15 protein-coding genes and 1 tRNA gene are annotated in these 22,441 nt (G+C 65.8%); 6 read left to right on the forward strand and 10 right to left on the reverse strand.

The features are described from left to right. Positions 1–48: 48 nt before the first annotated feature. The 3 genes from hpaM to FHY18_RS08795 form a co-directional block, all read right to left on the reverse strand. Positions 49–1,101: a type III secretion-associated outer membrane-bound protein HpaM gene (gene hpaM / locus FHY18_RS08785; RefSeq protein ID WP_259153509.1), complete on the reverse strand. Its 1,053-nt coding sequence runs from the start codon at positions 1,099–1,101 to the stop codon at positions 49–51. Between the two features lie 232 nt (positions 1,102–1,333). Next, a complete protein-coding gene (locus FHY18_RS08790) occupies positions 1,334–3,475 on the reverse strand; it encodes a TonB-dependent receptor (protein WP_259153510.1) in 2,142 nt (713 codons plus the stop codon). A gap of 569 nt (positions 3,476–4,044) precedes the next feature. Beyond that, positions 4,045–6,450, reverse strand: a complete 2,406-nt coding sequence (locus FHY18_RS08795; RefSeq protein ID WP_259153511.1) for a penicillin acylase family protein — start codon at positions 6,448–6,450, stop codon at positions 4,045–4,047. 262 nt (positions 6,451–6,712) lie between these two features. On the opposite strand from FHY18_RS08795, the gene bfr reads away from it, so the two are divergent. Further along, positions 6,713–7,198, forward strand: a complete 486-nt coding sequence (gene bfr, locus FHY18_RS08800; RefSeq protein ID WP_074059611.1) for a bacterioferritin — start codon at positions 6,713–6,715, stop codon at positions 7,196–7,198. 232 nt (positions 7,199–7,430) lie between these two features. Here bfr and FHY18_RS08805 read toward each other — a convergent pair whose 3' ends face one another. The 4 genes from FHY18_RS08805 to FHY18_RS08820 form a co-directional block, all read right to left on the reverse strand. Next, positions 7,431–8,087, reverse strand: coding sequence for a thiopurine S-methyltransferase (locus FHY18_RS08805; protein WP_259153512.1), 657 nt, complete (start codon positions 8,085–8,087; stop codon positions 7,431–7,433). Positions 8,088–8,327: 240 nt separating this feature from the next. Continuing rightward, positions 8,328–8,567 (reverse strand): hypothetical protein, encoded by a 240-nt coding sequence (locus tag FHY18_RS08810; protein WP_259153513.1) that lies wholly within the window; start codon positions 8,565–8,567, stop codon positions 8,328–8,330. Positions 8,568–8,778: 211 nt separating this feature from the next. After that, on the reverse strand, positions 8,779–11,022 hold the full coding sequence (gene parC, locus FHY18_RS08815; RefSeq protein ID WP_259153514.1) for a DNA topoisomerase IV subunit A: 2,244 nt from the start codon (positions 11,020–11,022) through the stop codon (positions 8,779–8,781). A gap of 60 nt (positions 11,023–11,082) precedes the next feature. Further along, positions 11,083–11,934 carry a helix-turn-helix transcriptional regulator gene (locus FHY18_RS08820; RefSeq protein ID WP_259153515.1) on the reverse strand — a complete coding sequence of 284 codons (852 nt, stop codon included), beginning with the start codon at positions 11,932–11,934 and terminating at the stop codon, positions 11,083–11,085. 122 nt (positions 11,935–12,056) lie between these two features. Between FHY18_RS08820 and FHY18_RS08825 the strand changes: the two genes are divergently transcribed. From FHY18_RS08825 to FHY18_RS08845, 5 genes are all read left to right on the forward strand, one after another. After that, complete coding sequence (locus tag FHY18_RS08825; protein WP_259153516.1) at positions 12,057–12,497, forward strand: MarR family transcriptional regulator; 441 nt, start codon at positions 12,057–12,059, stop codon at positions 12,495–12,497. Beyond that, complete coding sequence (locus FHY18_RS08830) at positions 12,494–14,008, forward strand: efflux transporter outer membrane subunit (RefSeq protein WP_259153517.1); 1,515 nt, start codon at positions 12,494–12,496, stop codon at positions 14,006–14,008. Before FHY18_RS08825 ends, FHY18_RS08830 begins: the two co-directional genes overlap by 4 nt. Before the next feature lie 10 nt (positions 14,009–14,018). Continuing rightward, on the forward strand, positions 14,019–15,212 hold the full coding sequence (locus tag FHY18_RS08835) for an efflux RND transporter periplasmic adaptor subunit (protein WP_259153518.1): 1,194 nt from the start codon (positions 14,019–14,021) through the stop codon (positions 15,210–15,212). A 6-nt stretch (positions 15,213–15,218) separates the two neighbouring features. Further along, positions 15,219–16,799, forward strand: coding sequence for a DHA2 family efflux MFS transporter permease subunit (locus FHY18_RS08840; RefSeq protein WP_259153519.1), 1,581 nt, complete (start codon positions 15,219–15,221; stop codon positions 16,797–16,799). 251 nt (positions 16,800–17,050) lie between these two features. Then, positions 17,051–18,385 (forward strand): serine hydrolase domain-containing protein, encoded by a 1,335-nt coding sequence (locus tag FHY18_RS08845; RefSeq protein ID WP_259153521.1) that lies wholly within the window; start codon positions 17,051–17,053, stop codon positions 18,383–18,385. A 279-nt stretch (positions 18,386–18,664) separates the two neighbouring features. Here the strand turns inward: FHY18_RS08845 and FHY18_RS08850 are convergent, their stop codons facing one another. From FHY18_RS08850 to FHY18_RS08860, 3 genes are all read right to left on the reverse strand, one after another. Continuing rightward, the gene (locus FHY18_RS08850) at positions 18,665–19,483 is read right to left on the reverse strand and encodes a YggN family protein (RefSeq protein WP_259153522.1); all 819 of its coding nucleotides are present in this window, start codon (positions 19,481–19,483) and stop codon (positions 18,665–18,667) included. A 465-nt stretch (positions 19,484–19,948) separates the two neighbouring features. Beyond that, positions 19,949–20,035, reverse strand: a tRNA-Leu gene (locus tag FHY18_RS08855). Between the two features lie 141 nt (positions 20,036–20,176). Then, complete coding sequence (locus tag FHY18_RS08860) at positions 20,177–22,366, reverse strand: glycoside hydrolase family 3 protein (protein WP_259153987.1); 2,190 nt, start codon at positions 22,364–22,366, stop codon at positions 20,177–20,179. Positions 22,367–22,441: the final 75 nt, after the last annotated feature.

Here is a 22,441-nt window from a genome sequence, read left to right on the forward strand (position 1 = left end):
GGAACAGCGGCCGGCTTGCGCGGCCGGCCGCTGTCGTATCGCCCGTGCTTATTGCTCGTGGCGCACGCAATAGCCGTAGCGCTGCGGCTCGATATCCACACCGGCCACATCGGCCTGGTTGTTACGCCACAGGTTCGGCTTGAAGTCGCCCGCGGTGCAATTGGCCGCACGGTCCACACCGATGGTGTAGGTGAACGGCGTATTGGAGAAGCGGTTGTTCTCGAACACGTTGTCCTGGCTCATGCTGTTGTCCCAGCACAGGATTTCCGGCGTGCGATAGCGGATCGCGCAGGCCAGGAACACGCCGGCCACCTTGTTGCCATCGAACACGTTGTTGCTGAAGCGGTTGCGCCGCGCGTCGGACAGGTAGATGCCCTGGCTGCCGTTGCGCTCGAAGCGGTTGTTGCGGATCTCGCTGTCTTCCAGATGTTCGGTGGTCAGGCCTGCGGCCACGTTGTCGTGGATGTAGTTGTTGACCATGGTGACCTTGGCGGTGCGGTTGAACGACACCCCGTCCCAGATCGCCCCGGACACATCGTTGTTTTCGATGGTGATCTCGCGGGTGTCGTATTCGCTCAGCAGGCAGGCGCTGCGGCATTTGTTGACCTGCAGGCCGGCCAGGCGAATCCCCTGGCCGGAACGCACGACCACCGCGCTATTGCTCAGGTACGGGCGCTCGGGCATGAACTCCTTGTCGCCGGTGCTGGCGACGATCTGCATGTCTTCAATGCTGACATTGCGGATCACGCCGGTCGGCTGCTGGTTTTCGTAGTCGCCGACCACCAGTGCCGGCTGCTGCACGCCATCGGCCATGCGCAGCACGGTGGTCGGGCCCTTGCCGCGCAGGGTGAGATTGCCGCGGTGGATCGAGACCAGGCCATTGAGCGGGAATTCGCCTTTTTCCAGGCACAACACCGCAGGCGTATCGCTTTGCGGGAGCTTGTCGATGGCTTTTTGCAGATCCTGTCCTGGCTTCACCTTGGCGGTGCAGGCAGCGACGGGCGCGGCCGGCGGGCCGGACCGGGCGGGCGGCGCTGCCGAGCAGGCAGTGGCAACAAGCAGAGGCAACAAGGCGGAAACGGAGCGGGCAAGCAGAGGCATGCGGATTCCGGTCAGTGGGGGGAAGAGGGCGATGCTGTGGAGCGGTACTCCACATCGCGACGGCCTCTAGTGTGTCCCACCGGACGTTAAAGTCTGGCTGATTCCGGCCTGCCTGATTCGGCGCAGGTTCATTGCACAGCCGTCGTCGAGGCCGCAAACGCGCGTGTAGCGGTCGACGAACGTCACATCTGAAGCCGCGCGCAAGGCCTGCGCAGGCGCGCGTTCGCCACGCTTAAAAACTATAAGCCAGCTGCGCGTAGATGCGACGCGGCTCTCCGGGAAAGTGACCAGTGCGCTCAGTGAACCCGCTGACGGCGTAAACCTTGTCGAACAGGTTCTTGAGGTTGACCTGCAGCTTCCAGGCATCCCACTGCGTCTGCCAGCTGATGTCGAAGATGGCGTACGGCTTGACGCGCTGACCTTCAAGGCTGACCCGCTCGCCCACGTAGTCGGCACCGAAGGCAATCGCCGAGTTCCAGGCCGGCAGGTCGTAACGCGTCCACAGACCGAAGGTGTTGCGCGGTGCATTGGCGAAGCGGTCGCCGGACGCATTGGTGATGCCGTTGGTACCCGCATCGAGCACGCGCGCATCGTTGTAGGCGTAGGTCAGGTTGAGCACCCAGCGTTCGGTGAGGTCGGCCAGCAGATCCACTTCCAGGCCTTCGCTGCGCACCAGGCCGAGCGCGGAGAGCTGGTTGACGCCGGCAACGATGCTGCCGTTGGCCTGCACGATATTGCTGCGTTCGATGCGATATAGCGCGGTGTTGAGCGTCAGCCCGCCGTCGTTGAGCGCGGTTTTCAGGCCGACTTCCCACTGCGTGCTGCGCTCGGGTTCGAACGGGCCCCCGACGCTGCTGTCCTGGTTCGCCGCATCCTGCGGCAGGAAGCCGCTGGCATAACTGGCGTACGCGTTGACGCCATCGCGCAGCACGAAGGTGCTGCCCACACGCCAGCTGAGATCGTTGCCGGTGACGCGCGAGCCGTCCAGCCGGTTGTCGTCCTTGAAGCCGTCCCAGCGCAGTCCGGCCATCGCAAACCAGCGCGGCGTCAGGGTGAGTTCGTCCTGCAGATACGCGCCGTAGCGCTGGCTGTGCGTGCTGGTGGCACGCCAGGGCAGCGCGTCCAGGCCGTAGTCGTAAAAGCCGCTGCGGCCATACACCGGGTTGAACAGGTCGATGCCCGGCACCGGCCCGCGCACGCGTCCGGTATCTGCGGTATTGGCCGTTTGCGCGCGGAAATCGGCATCCAGGCGATAGTAATCAGCGCCCATCAGCAGCTTGTGTGCGATGGCACCGGTGCTGGTACGGAACACCGCATTGACGTTACTGGAGATCGCATCGTTGTCGCGGAACTGATTGCGCAACTGCCGTGTCATCCACTCGGCGGTGCCGTCGCGATCGCGATCGATCAAACCCATCGGCTCGTGATAGATCTGGTGCTCGTCGTTCTTGAACCAGCGTAGCGCCATGTCCACGTCCCACGCATCCGACGGCGCAAAGCGATATTGCGCGAACGCCACCTTGGCGCGCATGTCGAGAAAATCGGTGGGCTCGTTGTGGTTCCAGCGACGGTCGGTGAGGAAGTTGCCTTCGTCATCGACCGGCACACCGCGCAAGCGGTTTCCGCCCAGGTTCTGGGTGATGTCGGTGTACTGCAGGGTGAGCTCGCCGGTGTCGCCGACATCGAAAGCCACCGATGCATCGCCGATCTGGCTCTGGCTATCGGTGTTCCAGCGAAAGCCATCCTCGCCATCGGCATAGGCGCCGATGCGATAGCGGATGCGGCCGTCTTCGCGCGCAGGGCCGGTGGCTTCGAACGACGCCGCGCCGAACGATTGATTGCCCAGCTGCAGCTCCACGCGCCGCTGCGCCTGGTGCGCAGGCTTGCAGGTGACGTAGTTGATGACGCCGCCGGGTTCGCCGCCGCCATACAACGCACCTGCCGGGCCCTTGAGCACTTCCACGCGTTCGATGTTGAACAGCTGCGGCACCGAGAAGCCGGCATACGGGTCGCCACGCAGACCGTCGTAGAGCACGTTTTCCTGGCGAAAGCCACGCAAGGTGACGCCCGCATAGCTGAAGAAACTGATGCCGCTGATGCTGCGATACAGATCGGTGATCTGGCGCGCGGCCTGGTCGTCGATCAACTCGCGCGGCAGCACCTGCACCGATTGCGGCACCAGCGACAGTGGCGTGTCGGTGCGCGTGGCGACCGCGGCGTCGTCGGACTTGTACAGCGTCTGCGCACGGCCGACGACGTCGACGCCATCCAGGTCGGTGACGGTTGCCGAGGTGCTGGTGTGTTGGGCAAAGGCGCGGGGCGAGGGTAACGCCAAGACAGCGGCGAGTGCGGTGACAAGGAGCGTGGGGCGCATTGGTCACTAATGGGAATGGTTATCAAATGCATCTTAGCATGTTGTGCCCGCTTGATTGCGCAGGTCGGCAGGCGGACATAGTCGCGGACACTTGCGCGTGCCGATGTGCCGGGCGCGATCTGTAAACAGCAAAACGTGCAATTGCGTCGGTCGCATGGCAGGCGCCCATACCCTCACCCCAACCGCTCTCCCGGCGGGAGAGCGCTTGCTCAAGCAGATGGATGAAGCGCTGCCTGTCTGCCTTCTCCCCTCGGGAGAAGGTGCCCGAAGGGCGGATGAGGGTACGAGCGAAGCCTCGTGCTGTCTGTCGTGCAGGACGCCATTTTGCGATGCAGGAAACCGATCGAAGCCAGCGCAAGCTGAGTCGCATCGCCTGCCATCGGTCGCATGGCAGGCGCCCGTACCCTCACCCCAACCGCTTTCCCGGCGGAAGAGGGGATTGCTCAAGCAAACGGATGAAGCGCTGCCTGTCTCCCTTCTCCCATCGGGAGAAGGTGCCCGAAGGGCGGATGAGGGTGCAGGACGCCGACCTAGAGACCCGTGTCGACAGACAAAGAAAGCACGACCGCCTACTCCGGTTGCAAGTGCAGCGTGTAGCGCATGGCTGCCGGCAGGAATGGGGTCGGCCGGCCGTGCACCCAATCGTCGTGCCCGGCGCCCCAGAACGGCGACAAGGGATGTCCGCTCTGGCCGCCCGGCATGTGCACGATGCCGTCCTGCTCGTGGCCGGGCGACACCACCATGCGTTCGGATGCGCCGAAGGCCGGGCCTTGCACGCGCGGCATGTCGCGGTCGCCTGGCAGTTGGTCGGGCGGCATGCACAGCCAGTGCTTGGCGAGCGCAGGCAATGCCCGCGCGATCGGGTGACAGATGGCGGCGGTGTTGCGTTCGCCCCAGCTGCGCTTGTCGAGTGGCTGGCCGGGCGCCGCCTGCGCGATCAGGTCCGCCTGCGCGCTGCGTGCGGCATCGCTCAGCAACTGGTCCCAGTCTGCGAAGGCCGGTGGCAGCAGGTTGGCGGGGCGCTGCTGCAGCAACGGCCAGACGATGCCTTCCAGCTGTGCGCGACGCGGCGCGAGAAACTGCTCGCCCAGCGCTGCTTGGGCCGGCGCCAGCAGACCGGCTTCCACCGCAGCGATGGTCTTGCTGCGGAACTCGCGCACGATGCGGTAGCTGGCCGAGCTGGTGGATGCATGGCCGTCCCACCGGCGCGTTGCCTGTTCGATCTGCTGCAACGCCGGGTCCTTGTCGTGCTCGACCACACCGCGCAACAGCTGCCACCACCGTGTCAGCAACAACGCACGATCGTCCAGCTGGATCGCCAGCAGATCGCGCTCGCTGAAGCGCTGCTTCGCGAACAGGTCGTCGCGGATCTGCTGCGCACGCGCGCCGAGGTCGTAGCCGGCATTGCCGAGCGTGGCCAGCTGCTGCGTATCGACCACGCGGCTATTGGCTGTCCATAGTCGATGCGAGGGCGGGTCGATCAACGCCGGCGCCGCATCGCTGCGCACCGGCCATGGTGTGCAGGCGGCCGCTGGTGTGTCCGCTTGCGCAGCGGGTGTGGGCGACGCAGACGGTGATGCGGCGCTCGCGAGCTCGGCAATGCCGGTCGGCTCGCATCCGGCATTGCGGGCCGGGCGCGCACCGATCAGGCGCCAGGCGATGCGCCCGCTGCGGTCGGCCAGCAACAGGTTCTGCGCCGGAATGCCCGAGCGGTCGGCCACTTCGAAGGCGCTGCGCAGGTCGCGTGCGCTGCTCATCTGTGCGAAGTCCAGACGGATCGCGCCCGGCAACTGCGCGGCCCAGCGCAGCGCCAGCAGGCTGCCATCCGGGTTTTCATGCAGGATCGGCCCCCACGCCGCTTCGCGCACCTCCAGACGCACTGACTCAGCGCCCGCTACACCAATGGTTTCGACATGCGTGGTCAGCGCCTGCGGATGACCGGGCGTAGCTGCGGGAATCCGCGCAAAGTCGGCGGTGTCGATATAGCTGTTGGTGAACGCCCAGGCCACATGCCCATTGCTGCCGACTACCACCGCGGGCAGGCCGGGCAGGGTGAAGCCGGTGACGTCCACCTTGCCGTCCGGCGCAGCGCTGTCGGGGTAGCGCAGCCGCGCACGGAACCAGATGTTGGGCGCGCGCAGCCCCAGATGCATGTCGTCAGCGACGATGGCGCGCCCGTCTGCAGTGAGGCTTCCATCCACCGCAAAATTGTTGCTGCCTGGGGTGGGTTGCTCGGCAGGCGGTGTGGCGGGCGGGTGCGGCAAGGCACGCAGATCCAGTGCAGCCGCGTCGGGAAGCACGGCATCGCCATGTACCGGGCCCAGCAGCGGCGCGTCCCAGCTGGAGCCTTGATGATCGAGCAGCGCCGCCAGCGCAGGCGGCACCACGGCGCGGATGCGCGCGGCGGCCAGTTCGGTCTGGTTGTCGCTGTCCTGCAGGTCGGCATACATCGCCAGGCCGGTCAGGATGGAGTCGTCCAGCGTCCAGGCGCGCGGGGCCTGGCGCAGCAGCAGATACGGCCACGGGCGTACCGGCAAGGCGGCCAACCCGGCATTGACGCCGTCGGTGTAGGCCTGCAGGGCAGCGCGCTGGCTGCCGGCGGCGATGTCCAGGTTGGCATGCACGCGGGCGCGCAGCCGATGCACGCGCCTGCGCTTGTCCAGATCCACCGCCTTGGGACCGAACAGTTCGGACAATTCGCCGGCGGGCGCGCGGCGCATCAGGTCCATCTCGAAATAGCGCTCCTGCGCATGCACGTAGCCGAGCGCGCGCATCGCATCGCTCTGGCTTGCCGCGTCGATGGTGACCACGCCGTTCTGGTCGCGCTGCACGCTGACGGCGGCGGCCAGGCCACTCAAGGGCGTGTCGCCATCCAGCTGCGCCAGGCTGCCACGCAGCAGCAGATACAGCGCCAGGCCGGCGGCGAGCACCAGCACCACAGTTGCCAGCATCAGCCGGGCCAGCCATTTGCGCATCGTCGGTTCCTTGGAGCGTGGTTCGGGGGTTGCCGATAGACCTGGGCGGTCAGTGGAGCGAGAGATGGCGGCTCCGGTGCATCAGGCGCGATGCGGGGCGAGGCCGCCCGTTCCTGCTGCGCCGAGGTGCGGGCCGTTTCAGTGTGGCTGCAGATCATGACCGCGACGGGTCTGGCCGCAAGCGCAACTGAAAGTGATTCCGATTAGATCATTGCCCGCCGGCTTAGTGCACCATGCGCGCATTGCGTCGCTGGAGCACACCATGAAAGGCCATCCCGAAGTCGTCGATTACCTCAAGCAGCTGCTACGCGGCGAACTGGCGGCACGCGACCAGTATTTCCTGCATTCGCGCCGCTACGAGGATCAGGGCCTGATGGCGCTGTACGAGCGCATCAACCATGAGATGCAGGAAGAAACCGAGCACGCTGACGCGTTGCTGCGGCGCATCCTGTTCCTGGAAGGCGACCCGGATATGCGCCCGGCCGAGTTTGCGCCGGGCAAGACCGTTGTCGAGATGCTCGAGCGCGATCTGGTGGTGGAATACGAAGTGCGCGCGGCGCTGGCTGCCGGCATGAAGCTGTGCGAAGAGCACGGCGATTACGTCAGCCGCGACATGTTGCTCAAGCAATTGCAGGACACCGAAGAAGACCATGCCTGGTGGCTGGAGCAGCAGCTTGGCCTGATCAAGCGGATCGGCCTGGAGCTGTACCAGACCTCGAAGATCGACAAGGGCCACGTGGCCGGTTGATTGCGGGATTGCTGGACTGGCGTACGCTCCAAGGCCGTGCGCTGGTGCTTGAGGCGGCCACGAACCGTGGTGCTTGGCGCATGCGGCCGGCACGTTGCACCGGAGTGTGCAGACGTGCAGACCTCCGTTACGTCACAGGCTCCAGTGCTGCAGATCGCCGGCTCGATGCCGGCTTTTTCATTCAGGCCATCCCGGCGCCCGGATTGGCGCTGCAGACCTGGTCTCGACGCTGTCAGTTGCGCTGCAGCCGATACACCGCAGTCGATAAGGCGGTGACGCCATCGGCACGGAAGCGCGGCTCCTGATCCAGGATGTCGCGCAGTTCCAACTGTTGCACCTGCCATGGCGCCTGAAACAGCGACTGCACCTCGGCCGCATCCACTGCAAAAGGCGGGCCGGCCTTTTCGGTTTGCGGATAATCCAGCGTGATCAGCAGCCCACGACACATTGCCGGCAAGTGCGCGTAGGTGGTTTGCAGATACCGCTGGCGCAGGTTCGCCGGCAAGGCCACCAGCGCAGCGCGGTCGTAGACCGCCATGCAATCGGCCAATACGTGCGCGTCCAGCGCAAAGGCATCGCCGCAGATGATCTCGATGGGGCCGGCGACGAAATGTTCGGCAGCGCCGCTGCTATGGCGCTGCGGTTGCAGGTTGGCGTCATCGAAGAACTGCGTCACGGCCAGTGGCGAGACCTCCACGCCCAGAACGCGATGGCCTTGCGCGGCCAGCCAATGCATGTCCAGCGTCTTGCCGCACAGCGGCACCAATACGCGTGCAGCGTGTGGCAGCTGCAGTGCCGGCCAGTGCTTCTGCAGCAGCGGCATCACCTCATCCTGGTGAAAGCCGGTCTGTCCGTCCTGCCAACGTTGCAACCAGAAATCTGTGTCCATGGTCTCGTCATGTCGGTGCACCCCAGTGCGGTACCGCGCTTACGAAAAAACGCGCCTGTGTGCGCAGTGCGGCAGGGGTGCTTAGTGTTGCGGGTGATGAAGTTGGTTTTGCAGCCAATCGCATCGATCAGATCGCCGGCTGCGTGGTTGCAAGCTGGGGAAGGTCCCACCGAACTATGCCCGCTGCGTTAGTCCAGACGCTACAGCACTTGCCGGAATCAAATCGCGTGACTGGGTGATTCAATTGGCTGGTAGGCGTGCAAGAAGTAGCAGTCCCTCTGCATCGGCAGAGGCCTGATCGTAATGAACCAGGCCACAAAAATCCGTGTCGACCATGATGCCGTGGCTTAGATAGCCCCAGCTCTCGTGGCCCGGAAGATAATCGGCTGTGTCCATGCAGGCAACGACATTTCCGCGGTATTGAGTGTCGATCTCGATCAGATCACCGGCTTTGGATTCCTGGCCATCCGCATACAGCATTGAACCTCCCAGCCAAGACACCGCAATGCGGTGCGTTGGTGATCCGCGCCTCAGCGGGCTGGGGCGACCGCAGTGTCAGCCGCGCCGCCGCGCGCGGTGAGCGGATGCCGTTACCGCACTTCCAGCCCATCGACTTTTTTGCCGCGCCTCAGCAGCCTGAGGCGATAGCAATGTCAGTCGCGCCGCCGCGCGCCAGACGAGTGAATCACCGTCACTGCACCTCCAGCCCATCCACCTTCTGCCACCCGCGCGGCAACAACGATCCACGACTCGCACGCGCGCCCACGTACGTATCCAGATCCTTGAACGACAGGCTCATGGTGCGCGCGCCGCTGCGCACCAGCAGGGTGTTGCCCGGCGCCACCGCGACCACTGCCACCACGCGCTCGGTGCCGAGCTTGGCCTTGGGGATCTCGATGATCTTGTTGCCTTTGCCCTTGTCCAGCTCGGGCACGTCGGTGGCCGGCACCGCCAGCAGGTTGCCGGCGCTGGTGACGGCGACGATGCGGTCGGTCTGCGGGTTGCTCACCTGCGCAGGGCTGAGCACATGCGAGCCGGCAGTCAGGTTGAGCATCGCCTTGCCGGCCTTGTTGCGGCCGGTGAGGTTTTCGAAACGAGTCACGAAGCCATAGCCGTGCGAGGACGCCAGCACGAAGCGGGTGGCGTTGTCGGCACTGGCCATGACCTGGAACGATGCGCCCGAGCCGGGCGAGAAGCGTCCGGTCAACGGTTCGCCGTTGCCGCGTGCCGAGGGCAGGGTGTGCACGGCGGTCGAATAGGCGCGGCCATCCGAATCCAGGAACGCCACCTGATGCGTGCTGCGGCTGCGCACCGCCGCCAGCAGGCTGTCGCCGTCGCGATACGACATGCCGGCCGGATCGACCTCGTGGCCCTTGGCCGCGCGCACCCAGCCCTTTTCCGACAGCACCACCGTCATCGGTTCGCTGGCGACCATTTCGGTCTCGTCGATCGCCTGCGCGGCGCCACGCTGCACCAGCGGCGAGCGGCGCGCGTCGCCGAACTTCTTGGCGTCGGCGGTCAGCTCGTCCTTGATCAGCTTCTTGAGCTTGGTCTTGCTTTCCAGGATCGCCATCAGCTGCGCGCGTTCCTTGGCCAGTGCTTCCTGCTCGCCGCGGATCTTCATTTCTTCCAGGCGCGCCAACTGACGCAGCTTGGTTTCCAGGATGTATTCGGCCTGTTCCTCGCTGAGCGCGAAGCGGGCAATCAACACCGGCTTGGGTTCGTCTTCGCTGCGGACGATGCGGATCACTTCGTCCAGGTTGAGGAAGGCGATCAACAGGCCTTCCAACAGGTGCAGGCGGCGCTCGACCTTTTGCAGGCGATGGTTGAGGCGGCGGGTGACGGTATCGCTGCGGAAGGTCAGCCACTCGCTCAGCAGCTGGCGCAGGTTCTTCACCTGCGGGCGGCCGTCCAGGCCGATCACATTGAGGTTGACGCGGTAGCTGCGCTCAAGATCGGTGGTGACGAACAGGTGGCCCATCAACTGTTCGGCGTCGACACGGTTGGAGCGCGGCACCAGTACCACCCGCACCGGGCTGGTGTGGTCGGACTCGTCGCGGATGTCTTCCAGCCACGGCAGCTTCTTGGCGCGCATCTGCTGGGCGATCTGCTCGATCACCTTGGACGGCGAGACCTGGTACGGCAGCGCATCGATGACGATGTTGGCGTGTTCTTTTTTATAGGTGGCACGTGCGCGCACGCTGCCATGGCCGGTCTCGTAGATGCTGCGCAGGTCGGCGGCCGGGGTAATGATTTCTGCGGTGGTCGGGTAGTCCGGGCCCAGCACGTGTTCGCACAACTCGGCGACCGTGGCATCGGGGTTGTCGAGCAGGCGCAGCAGCGCGCTGACGATCTCGTTGAGGTTGTGCGGCGGCACGTCGGTGGCCATGCCGACGGCAATACCGGTGGTGCCGTTGAGCAGCAGGTGCGGCAGGCGGGCCGGCAACCAGGTCGGCTCTTCCAGGGTGCCGTCGAAGTTGGGCGCCCAATCGGTGGTGCCCTGGCCGATTTCGCCCAGCAGCACTTCGGCGATGGGGGTGAGCTTGGACTCGGTGTAGCGCATCGCCGCGAACGACTTGGGGTCGTCAGTGGAGCCGAAGTTGCCCTGGCCTTCGATCAGCGGATAGCGGTACGAAAATGGCTGCGCCATCAGCACCAGCGCTTCGTAGCAGGCGCTGTCGCCGTGCGGATGGTACTTACCGATCACATCGCCCACGGTGCGCGCGGATTTCTTCGGCTTGGCAGCCGCGTTCAGGCCGAGCTCGCTCATCGCGAAGATGATGCGGCGCTGCACCGGCTTCAGGCCATCGCCGAGGAACGGCAGGGCGCGGTCGAGCACCACGTACATCGAATAGTCGAGATAGGCGCGTTCGGCGTACTCGCGCAGCGGCAGCTGTTCGAAGCCATGGAAGGTGGGGCGGGTCAGATCGGTCATGTAAAGCCAGGTCCTGCGTGAGAGGAGACCGCGCCGCAGCGCGAGCTCGAAGAGCGCCGATTATCCGGATGCGGCGGGGGATGCCAAGCCGCGCGCGTGGCCGGCGGCCAGATAACGGGTGGGCGGGGCGCCGAAGTGGCGGTGAAACACACTGACGAAGGCACTGGGGCTGCTGTAGCCGAGCTGGTCGGCCACCTGCGCCACCGCGCTGCCCTGGCTGAGCCGGCGCAGGCCCTCGGCCAGGCGTGCCTGCTGGCGCCATTGCGCAAAACTCAGCCCGGTCTCGTCGCGAAAATGCCGGCTCAGGCTGCGCGGCGACAGCCCGCCCCAATCGGCCCAGGCATCGAGCGGGCGTGGGTCGGCAGGGGTGGCGAGCAATTGCCGGGCAATCCGCAGCAGGCGGCGGTCGGCCGGCATCGGCAGGTGCAGGTGGTCGATTTGGACCTGGCATAGCTCGTCCAGCAGCACCGCGGCCAGCCGCTGCTGGGCGCTATCCAGCGGCCGATCCAGCGGCCAGCCGGCGGCACGCATGATCGCCTCGCGGGCCAGCCCGGTCAGCCGGATCACTCCGCCTTGCGCGGGCAGGGAGGCGCAGGCATCCGGCCGCACCACCACGCCCCAACCGCGCATCGGGCCGGCCAGCTCGACGGTGTGCTGCTGGCCAGGCGGCATCCAGCCGGCGCAGCCCGGTGGCAACGACAGCGTGCCCTGTCGGGTATGCACGGTCAGCACGCCTTGTTCGACAAACATCAGCTGTCCGCGTACATGCGCATGCCAGGCGGTTTCGGGCGCCCACACCGCACGCAGGTCGGCCAGGAAGGCGATCAGCACCGGGCCGTCGGCCCATTCGAAGCTGCTGCGCACGCCGGGCGGCAGTGCGTCCACCGTCGTTGGCGGGTTTTCGATAGTCATTGGCCTGATTGTATTACCGGGCCAGTTGGAGTGGCGCGTAAGGTGGCGATCCTTGCTGGCGGTTTAATCCCGGGTGAGATATTTGCGTTGACAAATATATTTTTCGGAACAAAATGTGCCGCATGAATTTACCGCCCACCGCTCCGCCGTCGTTCGGGTTGCTGTTGCGCCAGGTGCGCGACGCGCTGATGCGTCAGCTCGATGCCGAGATGAAGGGCGAGCTGCCCGACTTCGGTTTCAGCCACTACGTCGGTCTGAAGATCCTGGCGGTGCGTTCGCCGTGTACGGCCAACGAACTGGCGCTGGCGCTGGACCAGACGCCGAGCGCGGTGACCCGCCTGCTCGACAAGCTCGAGGCACTGGGCGCGGTGCGGCGCGAGCCGCATGCCCAGGACCGGCGTGCGCTGCAGATCGTCATGACCGAGCAGGGCGTGGCGCTGTGGGAACGGCTGCGCTTGCGCGGCGAACGTGCGATCGAGCATGGCCTGCGCGACCTGGATGCCTCTGAGCGCGAACAACTCACCTCTCTTCTTATCCGTGTCCGCGATGCACTCAACTCATGAACGCTGCTAGTTTTTCCATCCAGACGCTGCGCCCGCGCCCGATGCGCCGCGCGCGGCCACTCGTTGTCGCCGCCCTGACGCTGGCGCTGGCCGCCTGCGCCAGCAGCCGTGGCCTGGCGCCGCAAGCCACCGTGCTCGACGCCAGCCAGCTGCATGCCGAGCGCACCCTGGGGCAGGCCGGGCTGAGTGCGGCCGCATGGCCGGCCAGCGATTGGTGGCGTGCGCTTGGCGATGCGCAATTGAACGCGCTGATCGGCGAAGGCCTGCAGCACAGCCCCAGCCTGGAGGCGGCCGACGCGCGCCTGCGCCAGGCGCAGGCCCGCATCGGTACCGCGCAGGCCGATCGAGGCCCCAGCCTGTCGGTCTCCGGCGGCTATGCGGGCGTGCAGTTGCCGGAGTCGGTGGCCGGCGAAGAGCGCGGCGGACGCTTCGGCGGCAACGGTCAGCTGGTGGTGGACTTCCGCTATGGCGTGGACCTGTGGGGCGGCAAGCGCGCCGCCTGGGAAGCGGCGGTGGACACCGCGCACGCGGCCGAGGTGGATGCGCAGGCCGCGCGCCTGAACCTGTCGGCGGCGATCGCCGAAGCCTATGCGCAACTCGACTACGCCTGGCGTCTGCACGACGTGGCCGACGAGGAACTGGCGCGCTCGCGCAAGACCGTGGAGCTGACCCAGCAGCGCCGCAGTGCAGGCATCGACAGCGATCTGCAGCTGCGTCAGGCCCAGGCACGGGTGCCGGCGGCGCAGCAACAGGTGCAATCCGCACAGCAGCAGATCGACGAAGCGCGCAACGCGCTGGCGGCGTTGCTTGGCCAGGGCCCGGACCGCGGGCTGGACATCGCGCGCCCGCTGCTGGGCGCGAGCGTCGCCGCGCAGCTGCCGAGCAACCTGCCGGCCGATCTGCTCGGCCGTCGCCCGGACGTGGTGGCCGCGCGCTGGCGCGTGGAGGCGGCCGACAAGGACATCGCCACGGCCAAGACCCGCTTCTATCCCAGCTTCAACATCACCGCGCTGGGCGGTGTGGTGAACCGCGATGTCGGCCAGTTGCTGGAAAGCGCTTCGGTCTTCGGCGTGGTCGCCCCGGCATTGAGCCTGCCGATCTTCGACGGCGGCAAGCTGCGCGCCAATCTGGCCGGCAGCGATGCGCAGTACGACCTGGCCGTTGCCGACTACAACCAGAAGGTGATCGCGGCGTTGCGCGAAGTGGCCGACCAGGTCAACGCGGTGCGTTCGCTGGAGCAGCGCGCACGCGCCCAGGACGATGCCGTGCAGACCGCCGCCGCCGCCTTCGATCTGGCCGAGCAGCGCTACCGCGCCGGCATCGGCGGCTACCTGGAGGTGCTCAGCGTGCAGGAGCAATTGCTCGTCGCACGCCAGCGCATGGCCGGACTGCAATCGCAACAACTTTTGGCCTCGGTGAGGTTGCAGCGTGCGCTGGGTGGCGGATTTGCGCCGGAGCCCGCACGCGACACCGCACACACCGCGCCCACTTCCGCACAACCGAATTCCTGAGACATCGACGATGAGCCAGACGACTCCAACTTCTTCCCAACCCGCGCCAGCCGCACCCAGCAAGCGCCGCGCGGCGCTGCGCATCGTGGCCATTGTGGTGATCCTGGCGATCATCGGCATCGTGACCTGGTACGTCCTGGTCGGACGCTGGTACGAGGACACCGACGATGCGTACGTGCAGGGCAACCAGGTGCAGATCACCCCGATGGTGGGCGGCACGGTGGTCAGCATCGGTGCCGAAGACGGCATGCGTGTCGAGCGTGGCCAGCTGCTGGTGCAACTGGACCCGGCCGATACCGCCGTGGCGCTGCAGCAGGCCGAAGCCAACCTGGCCAAGACCGTGCGCCAGGTGCGCGGTCTGTATCGCAGCGTGGAAGGCGCGCAGGCCGAATTGTCGGCACGCGAAGTCACCCTGCGCAGCGCCCGTGCCGACTTTGCGCGACGCAGGAATCTGGCTGCCAGCGGCGCCATTTCCAATGAAGAACTGGCGCATGCCCGCGAAGAGCTCGCTGCCGCCGAAGCGGCCGTGAGCGGCTCGCGCGAGAGCTTCGAGCGCAACCGTGCGCTGATCGACGACAGCGCGCTGTCCAATCAGCCGGATGTGCAGACGGCCGCAGCGCAGGTACGTCAGGCCTATCTCAATCATGCGCGCACCGGCGTGGTGGCGCCGGTATCGGGCTATGTCGCACGACGTTCGGCGCAGGTCGGTCAGCGCGTGCAGCCGGGCAGCGTGTTGATGGCGGTGGTGCCGCTGGAACAGGTGTGGGTGGAAGCCAACTTCAAGGAAACCCAGCTCAAGCACATGCGCCTGGGCCAGGAAGTGGAACTGCATTCGGATCTGTATGGCGGTGGTGTCGACTACACCGGTCGCATCGAGAGCCTGGGCCTGGGCACAGGCAGCGCGTTCTCACTGTTGCCGGCGCAAAACGCCAGCGGCAACTGGATCAAGATCGTGCAGCGCGTGCCGGTGCGCATTTCGGTGGACAGCAAGCAACTGGCCGACAATCCGCTGCGCATTGGGTTGTCGATGAAGGTCGACGTCAATCTGCATGACCAGCAGGGCAGCGTGCTGCCGACCAAGCTGGCGACCGGTTCGGTGTTCTCCACCGATGTGTACGCGCAGCAGTTGCAGGCTGCCGACGCCGACATCCATCGCATCATCCAGGACAACCTGCCGTCGCAGGCTGCCAGCAAGGCGGGCTAGGCCACCATGTCTTCGCAAGCTCCCACTGCGTCCGGCGGCCCGGCAGCGCCGGCGCCCGCTGCCGGCTTTCGTCCGGCCAGCGTGGCGTTGTGCACCATGGGCCTGGCCATGGCCTCGTTCATGCAGGTGCTGGACACCACCATCGCCAACGTCTCGCTGCCGACCATTGCCGGCAATCTCGGCGCCAGTTCGCAGCAGGCCACCTGGGTCATCACCTCGTTCGCGGTGAGCACGGCGATCGCGTTGCCGTTGACCGGCTGGTTGAGCCGGCGCTTTGGCGAAACCAAGTTGTTCGTGTGGTCCACGCTGGCCTTCACCATCGCCTCGTTGCTGTGCGGGCTTGCCCAGAGCATGGGCATGCTGGTGGTCGCACGCGCGCTGCAGGGGTTTGTCGCCGGGCCGATGTATCCCATCACCCAAAGCTTGCTGGTGTCGATCTATCCGCGCGAAAAACGCGGGCAGGCGCTGGCGTTGCTGGCGATGATCACCGTGGTCGCGCCGATCGCCGGCCCGATCCTGGGCGGCTGGATCACCGACAACTACAGCTGGGAATGGATCTTCCTGATCAACGTGCCGCTGGGCATCATCGCCAGCAGCATCGTCGGTTCGCAGTTGCGGCATCGCCCCGAACAGCTCGAAAAACCGCGCATGGACTATATCGGCCTGATCCTGCTGGTGGTCGGCGTGGGCGCGCTGCAGCTGGTACTGGATCTGGGCAACGACGAGGACTGGTTCTCTTCAGACAAGATCGTGGTGCTGGCCTGCGTTGCTGCCGTGGCGCTGGTGGTGTTCGTGATCTGGGAGCTCACCGACAAGGACCCCATCGTCGATCTCAAACTGTTCCGGCATCGCAACTTCCGCGCCGGCACCTTGGCCATGGTGGTGGCGTATGCGGCGTTCTTCAGCGTGAGCCTGTTGATCCCGCAGTGGCTGCAACGCGATATGGGCTATACCGCGATCTGGGCCGGCCTAGCCACCGCGCCCATCGGCATCCTGCCGGTGCTGATGACGCCGTTCGTCGGCAAATACGCCTTGCGCTTCGATCTGCGCATGCTGGCAACCGTCGCCTTCATCTTCCTGTCGTTCACCAGCTTCCTGCGCTCCAACTTCAACCTGCAGGTGGACTTCAGCCACGTGGCCACCGTGCAATTGGTGATGGGCGTCGGCGTGGCGTTGTTCTTCATGCCGGTTCTGCAGATCCTGCTCTCCGACCTGGATGGGCGCGAGATCGCCGCGGGCTCGGGCCTGGCTACCTTCCTGCGTACCCTGGGCGGCAGCTTTGCCGCATCGTTGACCACGTATCTGTGGGCGCGCCGCACGCAGGTGCACCACGCGCACATCACCGAACACATCTCGGTGTACACGCCCGGCATGCAGGAACAGGTCACCGCCATGGGGCAGGGCGACCTGCAACGCGGCGCGGCATCGCTCAACAACATGATCAACCACCAGGCCTCGCAGATGGGCTTCAACGACATCTTCTATCTGCTGGGCTGGACCTTCCTGGCGATCATCTTCTTCCTGTGGTTGGCCAAGCCGCCATTCGGCGCGGGCGCCGGTGGTGCGGCGGCGGCCGGGGGGCATTGAGCGCACGGCAGGTTTTGCCGCTGGGCTAGACTGGCGCTGTTCACTCGGGAGCAGCGCCGATGGTCGGGTGTTGGGCAGGTAGGGCATTCACGGATGGAGCTTTGCCAGCGGCGTCGCGATCATCGCACCTGCCAGCGCGGCGGCGACAACTGACCCAGTGGTTTGCATGGCTGCTGCTGTGTCTTGCGTTGTGCTGCTGCTTTCCCGTTGCTGCCACGCCTGAGTCTCTCGGCGACCGCCTGGCCCGGCAGATGCAGCTCAATCGGCAGCGCTACGGCATCGTCGGCCAGGCAGTGGTTGTCGTGCACAACGGCAAGCGGGAATTTTGCGCAGTCGACGGCGTCGCCGATCTGCAGACACAGCAACCGATCACGCGCGAGCAGATCTTTCCCGTATTTTCGATCGGCAAGCTGTTTGTCAGTACCTTGATCATGCAACTGGTCGAGGCAGGGCAGATCGACCTGGACCAGCCGGCCAGGCAGTATCTGCCCGCGTTGCCCGCGCCCTGGAAGCGCATCACCGTTCGGCAGCTGCTCGATCATACCTCCGGTCTACCGGAGTACTTCGAGCCGTCGCAGATGCGTGGCTCGGTCCAGGACAATGCGCGCTTTCCAGCCAGCGCGCAGGCGATGTTCGAGCGACTGGCCATACAGCCCTTGGTTGCCGTTCCCGGCAGCCAAACGCGCTACACCAACACCAATTACGTGGTGCTGGCGCAGCTACTGCAGGCGCACTACCGCAAGCCGTATCCGCAGATCGCATCGGAGCGGATCATCGCCAAGCTGCATCTGACGCGCACATCTGTTGGGCTCCCACTGCTGCCTGCACACAGCGTGGCCAGCGCGTACCTCGGTAAAGACGGCAAGCCGGAGCTGGAGCCGACTGTCGCCTGGCCGGACTACGCGCTCGCACATGGGCAGTTGTATACGAGCGTCGACGATCTGAGCACGTTCCTGGAGGCGGTGCGGACCGGGCGTCTGGTGGGCCAGGACACGCTGCGCCAGCTCTGGCAACCGCAGACGCTTGCCAATGGACAGCGCGGCTGGTTCGCCAGTGGGTGGGAGCTCGGGCAGGACGACGCGTATCAGGCGATTGGCCACGATGGCGGCGCGCGGGCGAGAGTGCGGATCCTGTTCGATACGACGCTTGATGGGGACAGTTACAGCGTCGTCTATCTCACCAATGGCAGCGCACGCGGTGTGTGGAGCAGGGTGCTGCTGGATAGCGTGCTTGGCACGCTTTCGCCGCAACGGTTTGCCGATAAGTCGCTGGCTGAATCGCTGATTGCCTACGCGCTGCGCGCTTCCGACGAGCAGGACAACCGTCTCTTTGTGCAGGCACTGCGGGCACGGCCCGGCCTCTCCGACACTGCGCTCGAACGCGCGATCAATACGACCGGCTACACCGTGCTGTCCAACCTGGGCGCCACCGCCGCGATCAGGGTGTTTGCACTCAACGTGGACGTGTTCCCGGCATCGCGCAATGCGCAGGACAGCCTGGCTGAAGCGTACGAGGCGGCCGGAGACCTTGCACGTGCCAAGCGCATCAGGCAAGCGATCAAGGGCAAGTCCAGCAGTGCCGACTGAGGGCAGCTAACAAACCGACTGTGCTCACCGTCAGGCGGGTGCAGCCGGTGCCCGGTGCGGCATGGACCACGTGTCCCCCCGTTTTTGAGCGCGCTGTCCGTTCCCGCGTGACGACTGCTCGCCACGTTCTGGCCACTCTGGGTGCGGCTCACACGCCGCTGCGCGATCTCCTGGCGGGTGCGGCCGGTGTTCGCAATCGGCAGATGCCGCTCCTAGGACCCGTTTCTCCGCGCCGTGCGCCCGACCTCGCTCGCGGCATGTGGCAGTCGCTCCGGCACACTACTGATGCGTCACCGCAGCTGCCGGCGTGCCTTCGGTGCCGCCTTGCAGTTTTACCGGTTGCGGCAACGCAAGCGCTCCATCGTTGGCGATCTCTTTTTCAACCGGTGCGCGCGTGCGCGCGGCTGCGGTGATGGCGTTGCGATCGTCTTGCGGCACTGCATCGAGCAACTGCAGTGCATGGCCCTGATAGCGCACGTCCAGTGCATCCTGTAAGGCGCGTAGCGTTTGTACATCGCTGCATAAGGCGCTGGCCCTGGCTTCGATTGCGCGTGCCCGCGCATCCAGTCTGGCGTCGAGTTGGCCATCCATCGCCTGTGCGCGTGCATCGATCGCATCCGAGCGGCCGGTCATGATCTGCCACAGCATGTGACGCTCGATGCTGCCTTTGAAGGCTTCGGCTTCGTGTTCGACATAACGCTCGAAGTTCCCGTCGAAGGCCTGTTGGTCCCAGCGTCCCTTGCCCAGCGTGGCATCGACATAGTCGTTGGCACGCGTGCGCAGGCGTGCGATCTTGCGGGCGTTGAGCGAACTGCCGGTCAGCACCTCGATCACGCCGCCCAGCGCGTCGTAGCTCAGGTCGACCACCGCGTGCGCCATATCGGCGACCTGCGGCATCAGTGCACGGGCGTGTTGTTCCATCTCGCGCAATCGCTCGCTGTCGGCAGCACTGATCTGTTGCACCTGGTGATCAATGCTCAACTCGCCAGCGTGGAAGAACACCTCGCGCGGCACGCCAGTGTCGCGGTAAAGCCAGATGCCGCCGCTGTCGGCGAGCACATTGAACGCTGTGCCAAGGCCGCATTGGTGCGATGACACCTGAGCTCGATGCGTCTGCGCCGCGCCGCTATGGGCCTGCTGTGCCCATGCGGGCGTGCTGAACGTGGCAATCAGCATCAAGGCAAGTGGCAGCGAACGGCGCATCGGGGATTGCCATGATGGTGACGAGGCATCCTCATGCGTGTGGAGCGCGTGTGGCGCGTGTCGAAAGTCACTGCTATGGCGCTTGGGTGTGTGTTGGGTGCGACGGCGCGCAGTGATGTGTTTCTGGCAACACATCAGGAGATCACCACGCATGCGCTTGCTGCCCGGGCTGAGCTTGGCCCATGCCCGGTGACCTGGCCGCGCGATGGCGGAATCGTTCGATGCTGCTGCTGCCGGAGACTGCCTGCAACAGACCACGGCGCAATGGCGAGTAGTGCGCGAAGGCAGGCGCCCAAACGCAAATGCCCAAACGCAAAAAACCCCGCCGAAGCGAGGTTTTTTGCGATCTACCGTGAGTCGTGGTGCCCAGGAGAGGACTCGAACCTCCACGAAGTTGCCCCCGCTAGCACCTGAAGCTAGTGCGTCTACCAATTCCGCCACCTGGGCGACTCAGGGGGCGAATTGTGCAAGCTGCGCGCGCGGCTGTCAACGCATCTGGCACAAATTCTTGACGTGGCTGGCGCCTGCCGGCGATGTGAGAAGACGGCGTGGCGGCCATGCGCATTGCATGGCCGCCACGGCACGCGATTACGGCAGCTGCGCCGCCTGCAAGATGACCTCCGCACTTTGCACCGGTTCGCTTGCCGAACGCGCCAGCTGCACTCGGTAGGTGCCGGCAGCGATCTTCCAGTGACGTGCCTTGGCATCGAAATCGGCCAGCGTCTTCGGCTCGGCCACCACCTGCACGCTGCGCTTTTCACCCGGCTTGAGCGTGAGCTTCTGCCAGCCGATCAGGCGCAGCGGGGTGGGGTGGCCGTCGGGCAGGGTGACGTAGAGCTGCGGCACGGCGGCGCCTTCGCGCGGGCCGGTGTTCTCCACGTCAAAGCGCGCGGTGAGGGTACTGCCTTGCGCGTCCACCTGCAGGCCGCCCATGCGGAACTGCGTGTACGACAGACCATGGCCGAACGGGTACCTCGGGGTCAGCTTGCGCGCGGCAAACCACTTGTAGCCGACGTTGGCGCCTTCGATGGCGTAGTCGATCGTGTCTTTGCCCGGCTTGGCCGGCTTGAAGCCCAGCCCCGGAATCGAGGGGCGCGGCAACTGCGATTCGTCCACCGGCCAGGTCACCGGCAGATGGCCGGAGGGATTGACCTTGCCGGTCAGCAGGTTGGCGATCGCCTCGCCGCCGCCGATACCCGGATACCAGGCCTGCAGCACTGCCGGCACGCGTTCGGCCCAGGGCATGCGCACCGGGCCGTTGGTTTCCAGCACCACGGTGGTTTTGGGGTTGGCCTTGGCCACCGCCTCGATCAAGGCATCCTGGTTGTCCGGCAATTGCATGTCCGGCAGATCCACCGATTCGGCGGCCCATTGGGTGGCGAACACGATCGCCACATCGGCCGCCTTGGCCGCGCGCGCGGCGGCAGCGCGGTCCTTGCCGTCGACATAATCGATCTGCACGTTCGGCAATGCCGCGCGCAGCGCCTGCAACGGCGAGGACGGATGGATGATCACCGGGCCCGGCCAGGTGGTCGGGGTGAGCCCGGGCACCGCGTTGCCGCCGTTGATGGTGTAGTCCACCCGCGAGGAGCCGCCGCCGGACATCACGCCCTTGTCGGCGTAACCACCGATCACCGCGATGCGGCGCACGTCCCTGGACAACGGCAGGGTCGCCTGCTCGTTACGCAGCAGCACGCTGCCTTCTTCGGCGACATGCTGCGCGGCCAGCAGCCCGGCCTTGCCGTCGATCGGCTGGCGCTTAGTGGGATGATCGAACGCGCCATGCGCGAACAGGCTGCGCAGCACGCGCTTGACCATATCGTCGAAGCGCGCGCGTGGTACCACGCCGGCCGACACCGCCATGCGCAACGGGGCATCGAAGAACACCGCCGCATCGAACACTTCGCCGGCCGATTGCTGATCCAGTCCGGCCAGGGCCGCCCTGGAGCCGCTGTGCACGCCGCCCCAATCGGACATCACATAGCCAGGGTAGTTCCATTCCTGCTTGAGCACCTGGTTGAGCAGGTAATCGTGCTCGCAGCCGTAGATGCCGTTGATCTTGTTGTAGGAGCACATCACCGAAGCCGGGTCGCCGATCTTCAGCGCGATCTCGAATGCCAGCAGGTCCGATTCGTGCATTGCCTGCTCGCCGATCTGCGCGCTATGGAAGTTGCGGCGCGTCTCCATGTCGTTGAGCGCAAAGTGCTTCATCGTCGACAGCACGTGCTCGCTCTGCACGCCGCGGATCGACTCGCCGACCATGGTGCCGGCCAGCAGCGGGTCTTCGCCGGCATACTCGAAATTGCGTCCGTTGCGCGGGTCGCGCTGCAGGTTGACGCTGCCGGCCAGCAGCACATTGAAGCCCTGCTGCCAGGACTCGCGGCCCATGGTCCTGCCGCCGGCGTAGGCCAGTTGCGGATTCCAGCTTGAGGCGGTCGAGGGGCCGGACGGCATCGCGGTGGCGAAGTCGCCCTTGCGGATGCCGCCGGGATTGGTCACGCCCACCCCGGCATCGGCCAGCTGCTGCGCCGGGATGCCCAGGCGTGGAATGCCGGGCACATAGCCGGCCGACCCCAGCGCGCCTTCGGGCTTGGGAATCTTGTCGGTGCCCAGGCCGAAGTAGCTGCGCAACATCTGGAATTTTTCGTCCTCGCTCATTTGCGCCAGCAGCCGATCCGCACGCTGGTCGGCGGTCAATGCGGTGTCCATCCATGGCTGCGATGCCGGTGCGGATTGTGCGATTGCCAACGGTGCAGCCAGCGCAATGCCCAGGCCCATCACCACCGCCAATACGAGCGGGCGACGGCGATAGACGGTTGTTGTAAACGTTTTCATATCGGGGTGTGGCACGGG

It is taken from the genome of Xanthomonas sp. 3793, assembly GCF_024806835.1.
Classification (GTDB): domain Bacteria; phylum Pseudomonadota; class Gammaproteobacteria; order Xanthomonadales; family Xanthomonadaceae; genus Xanthomonas; species Xanthomonas arboricola_F.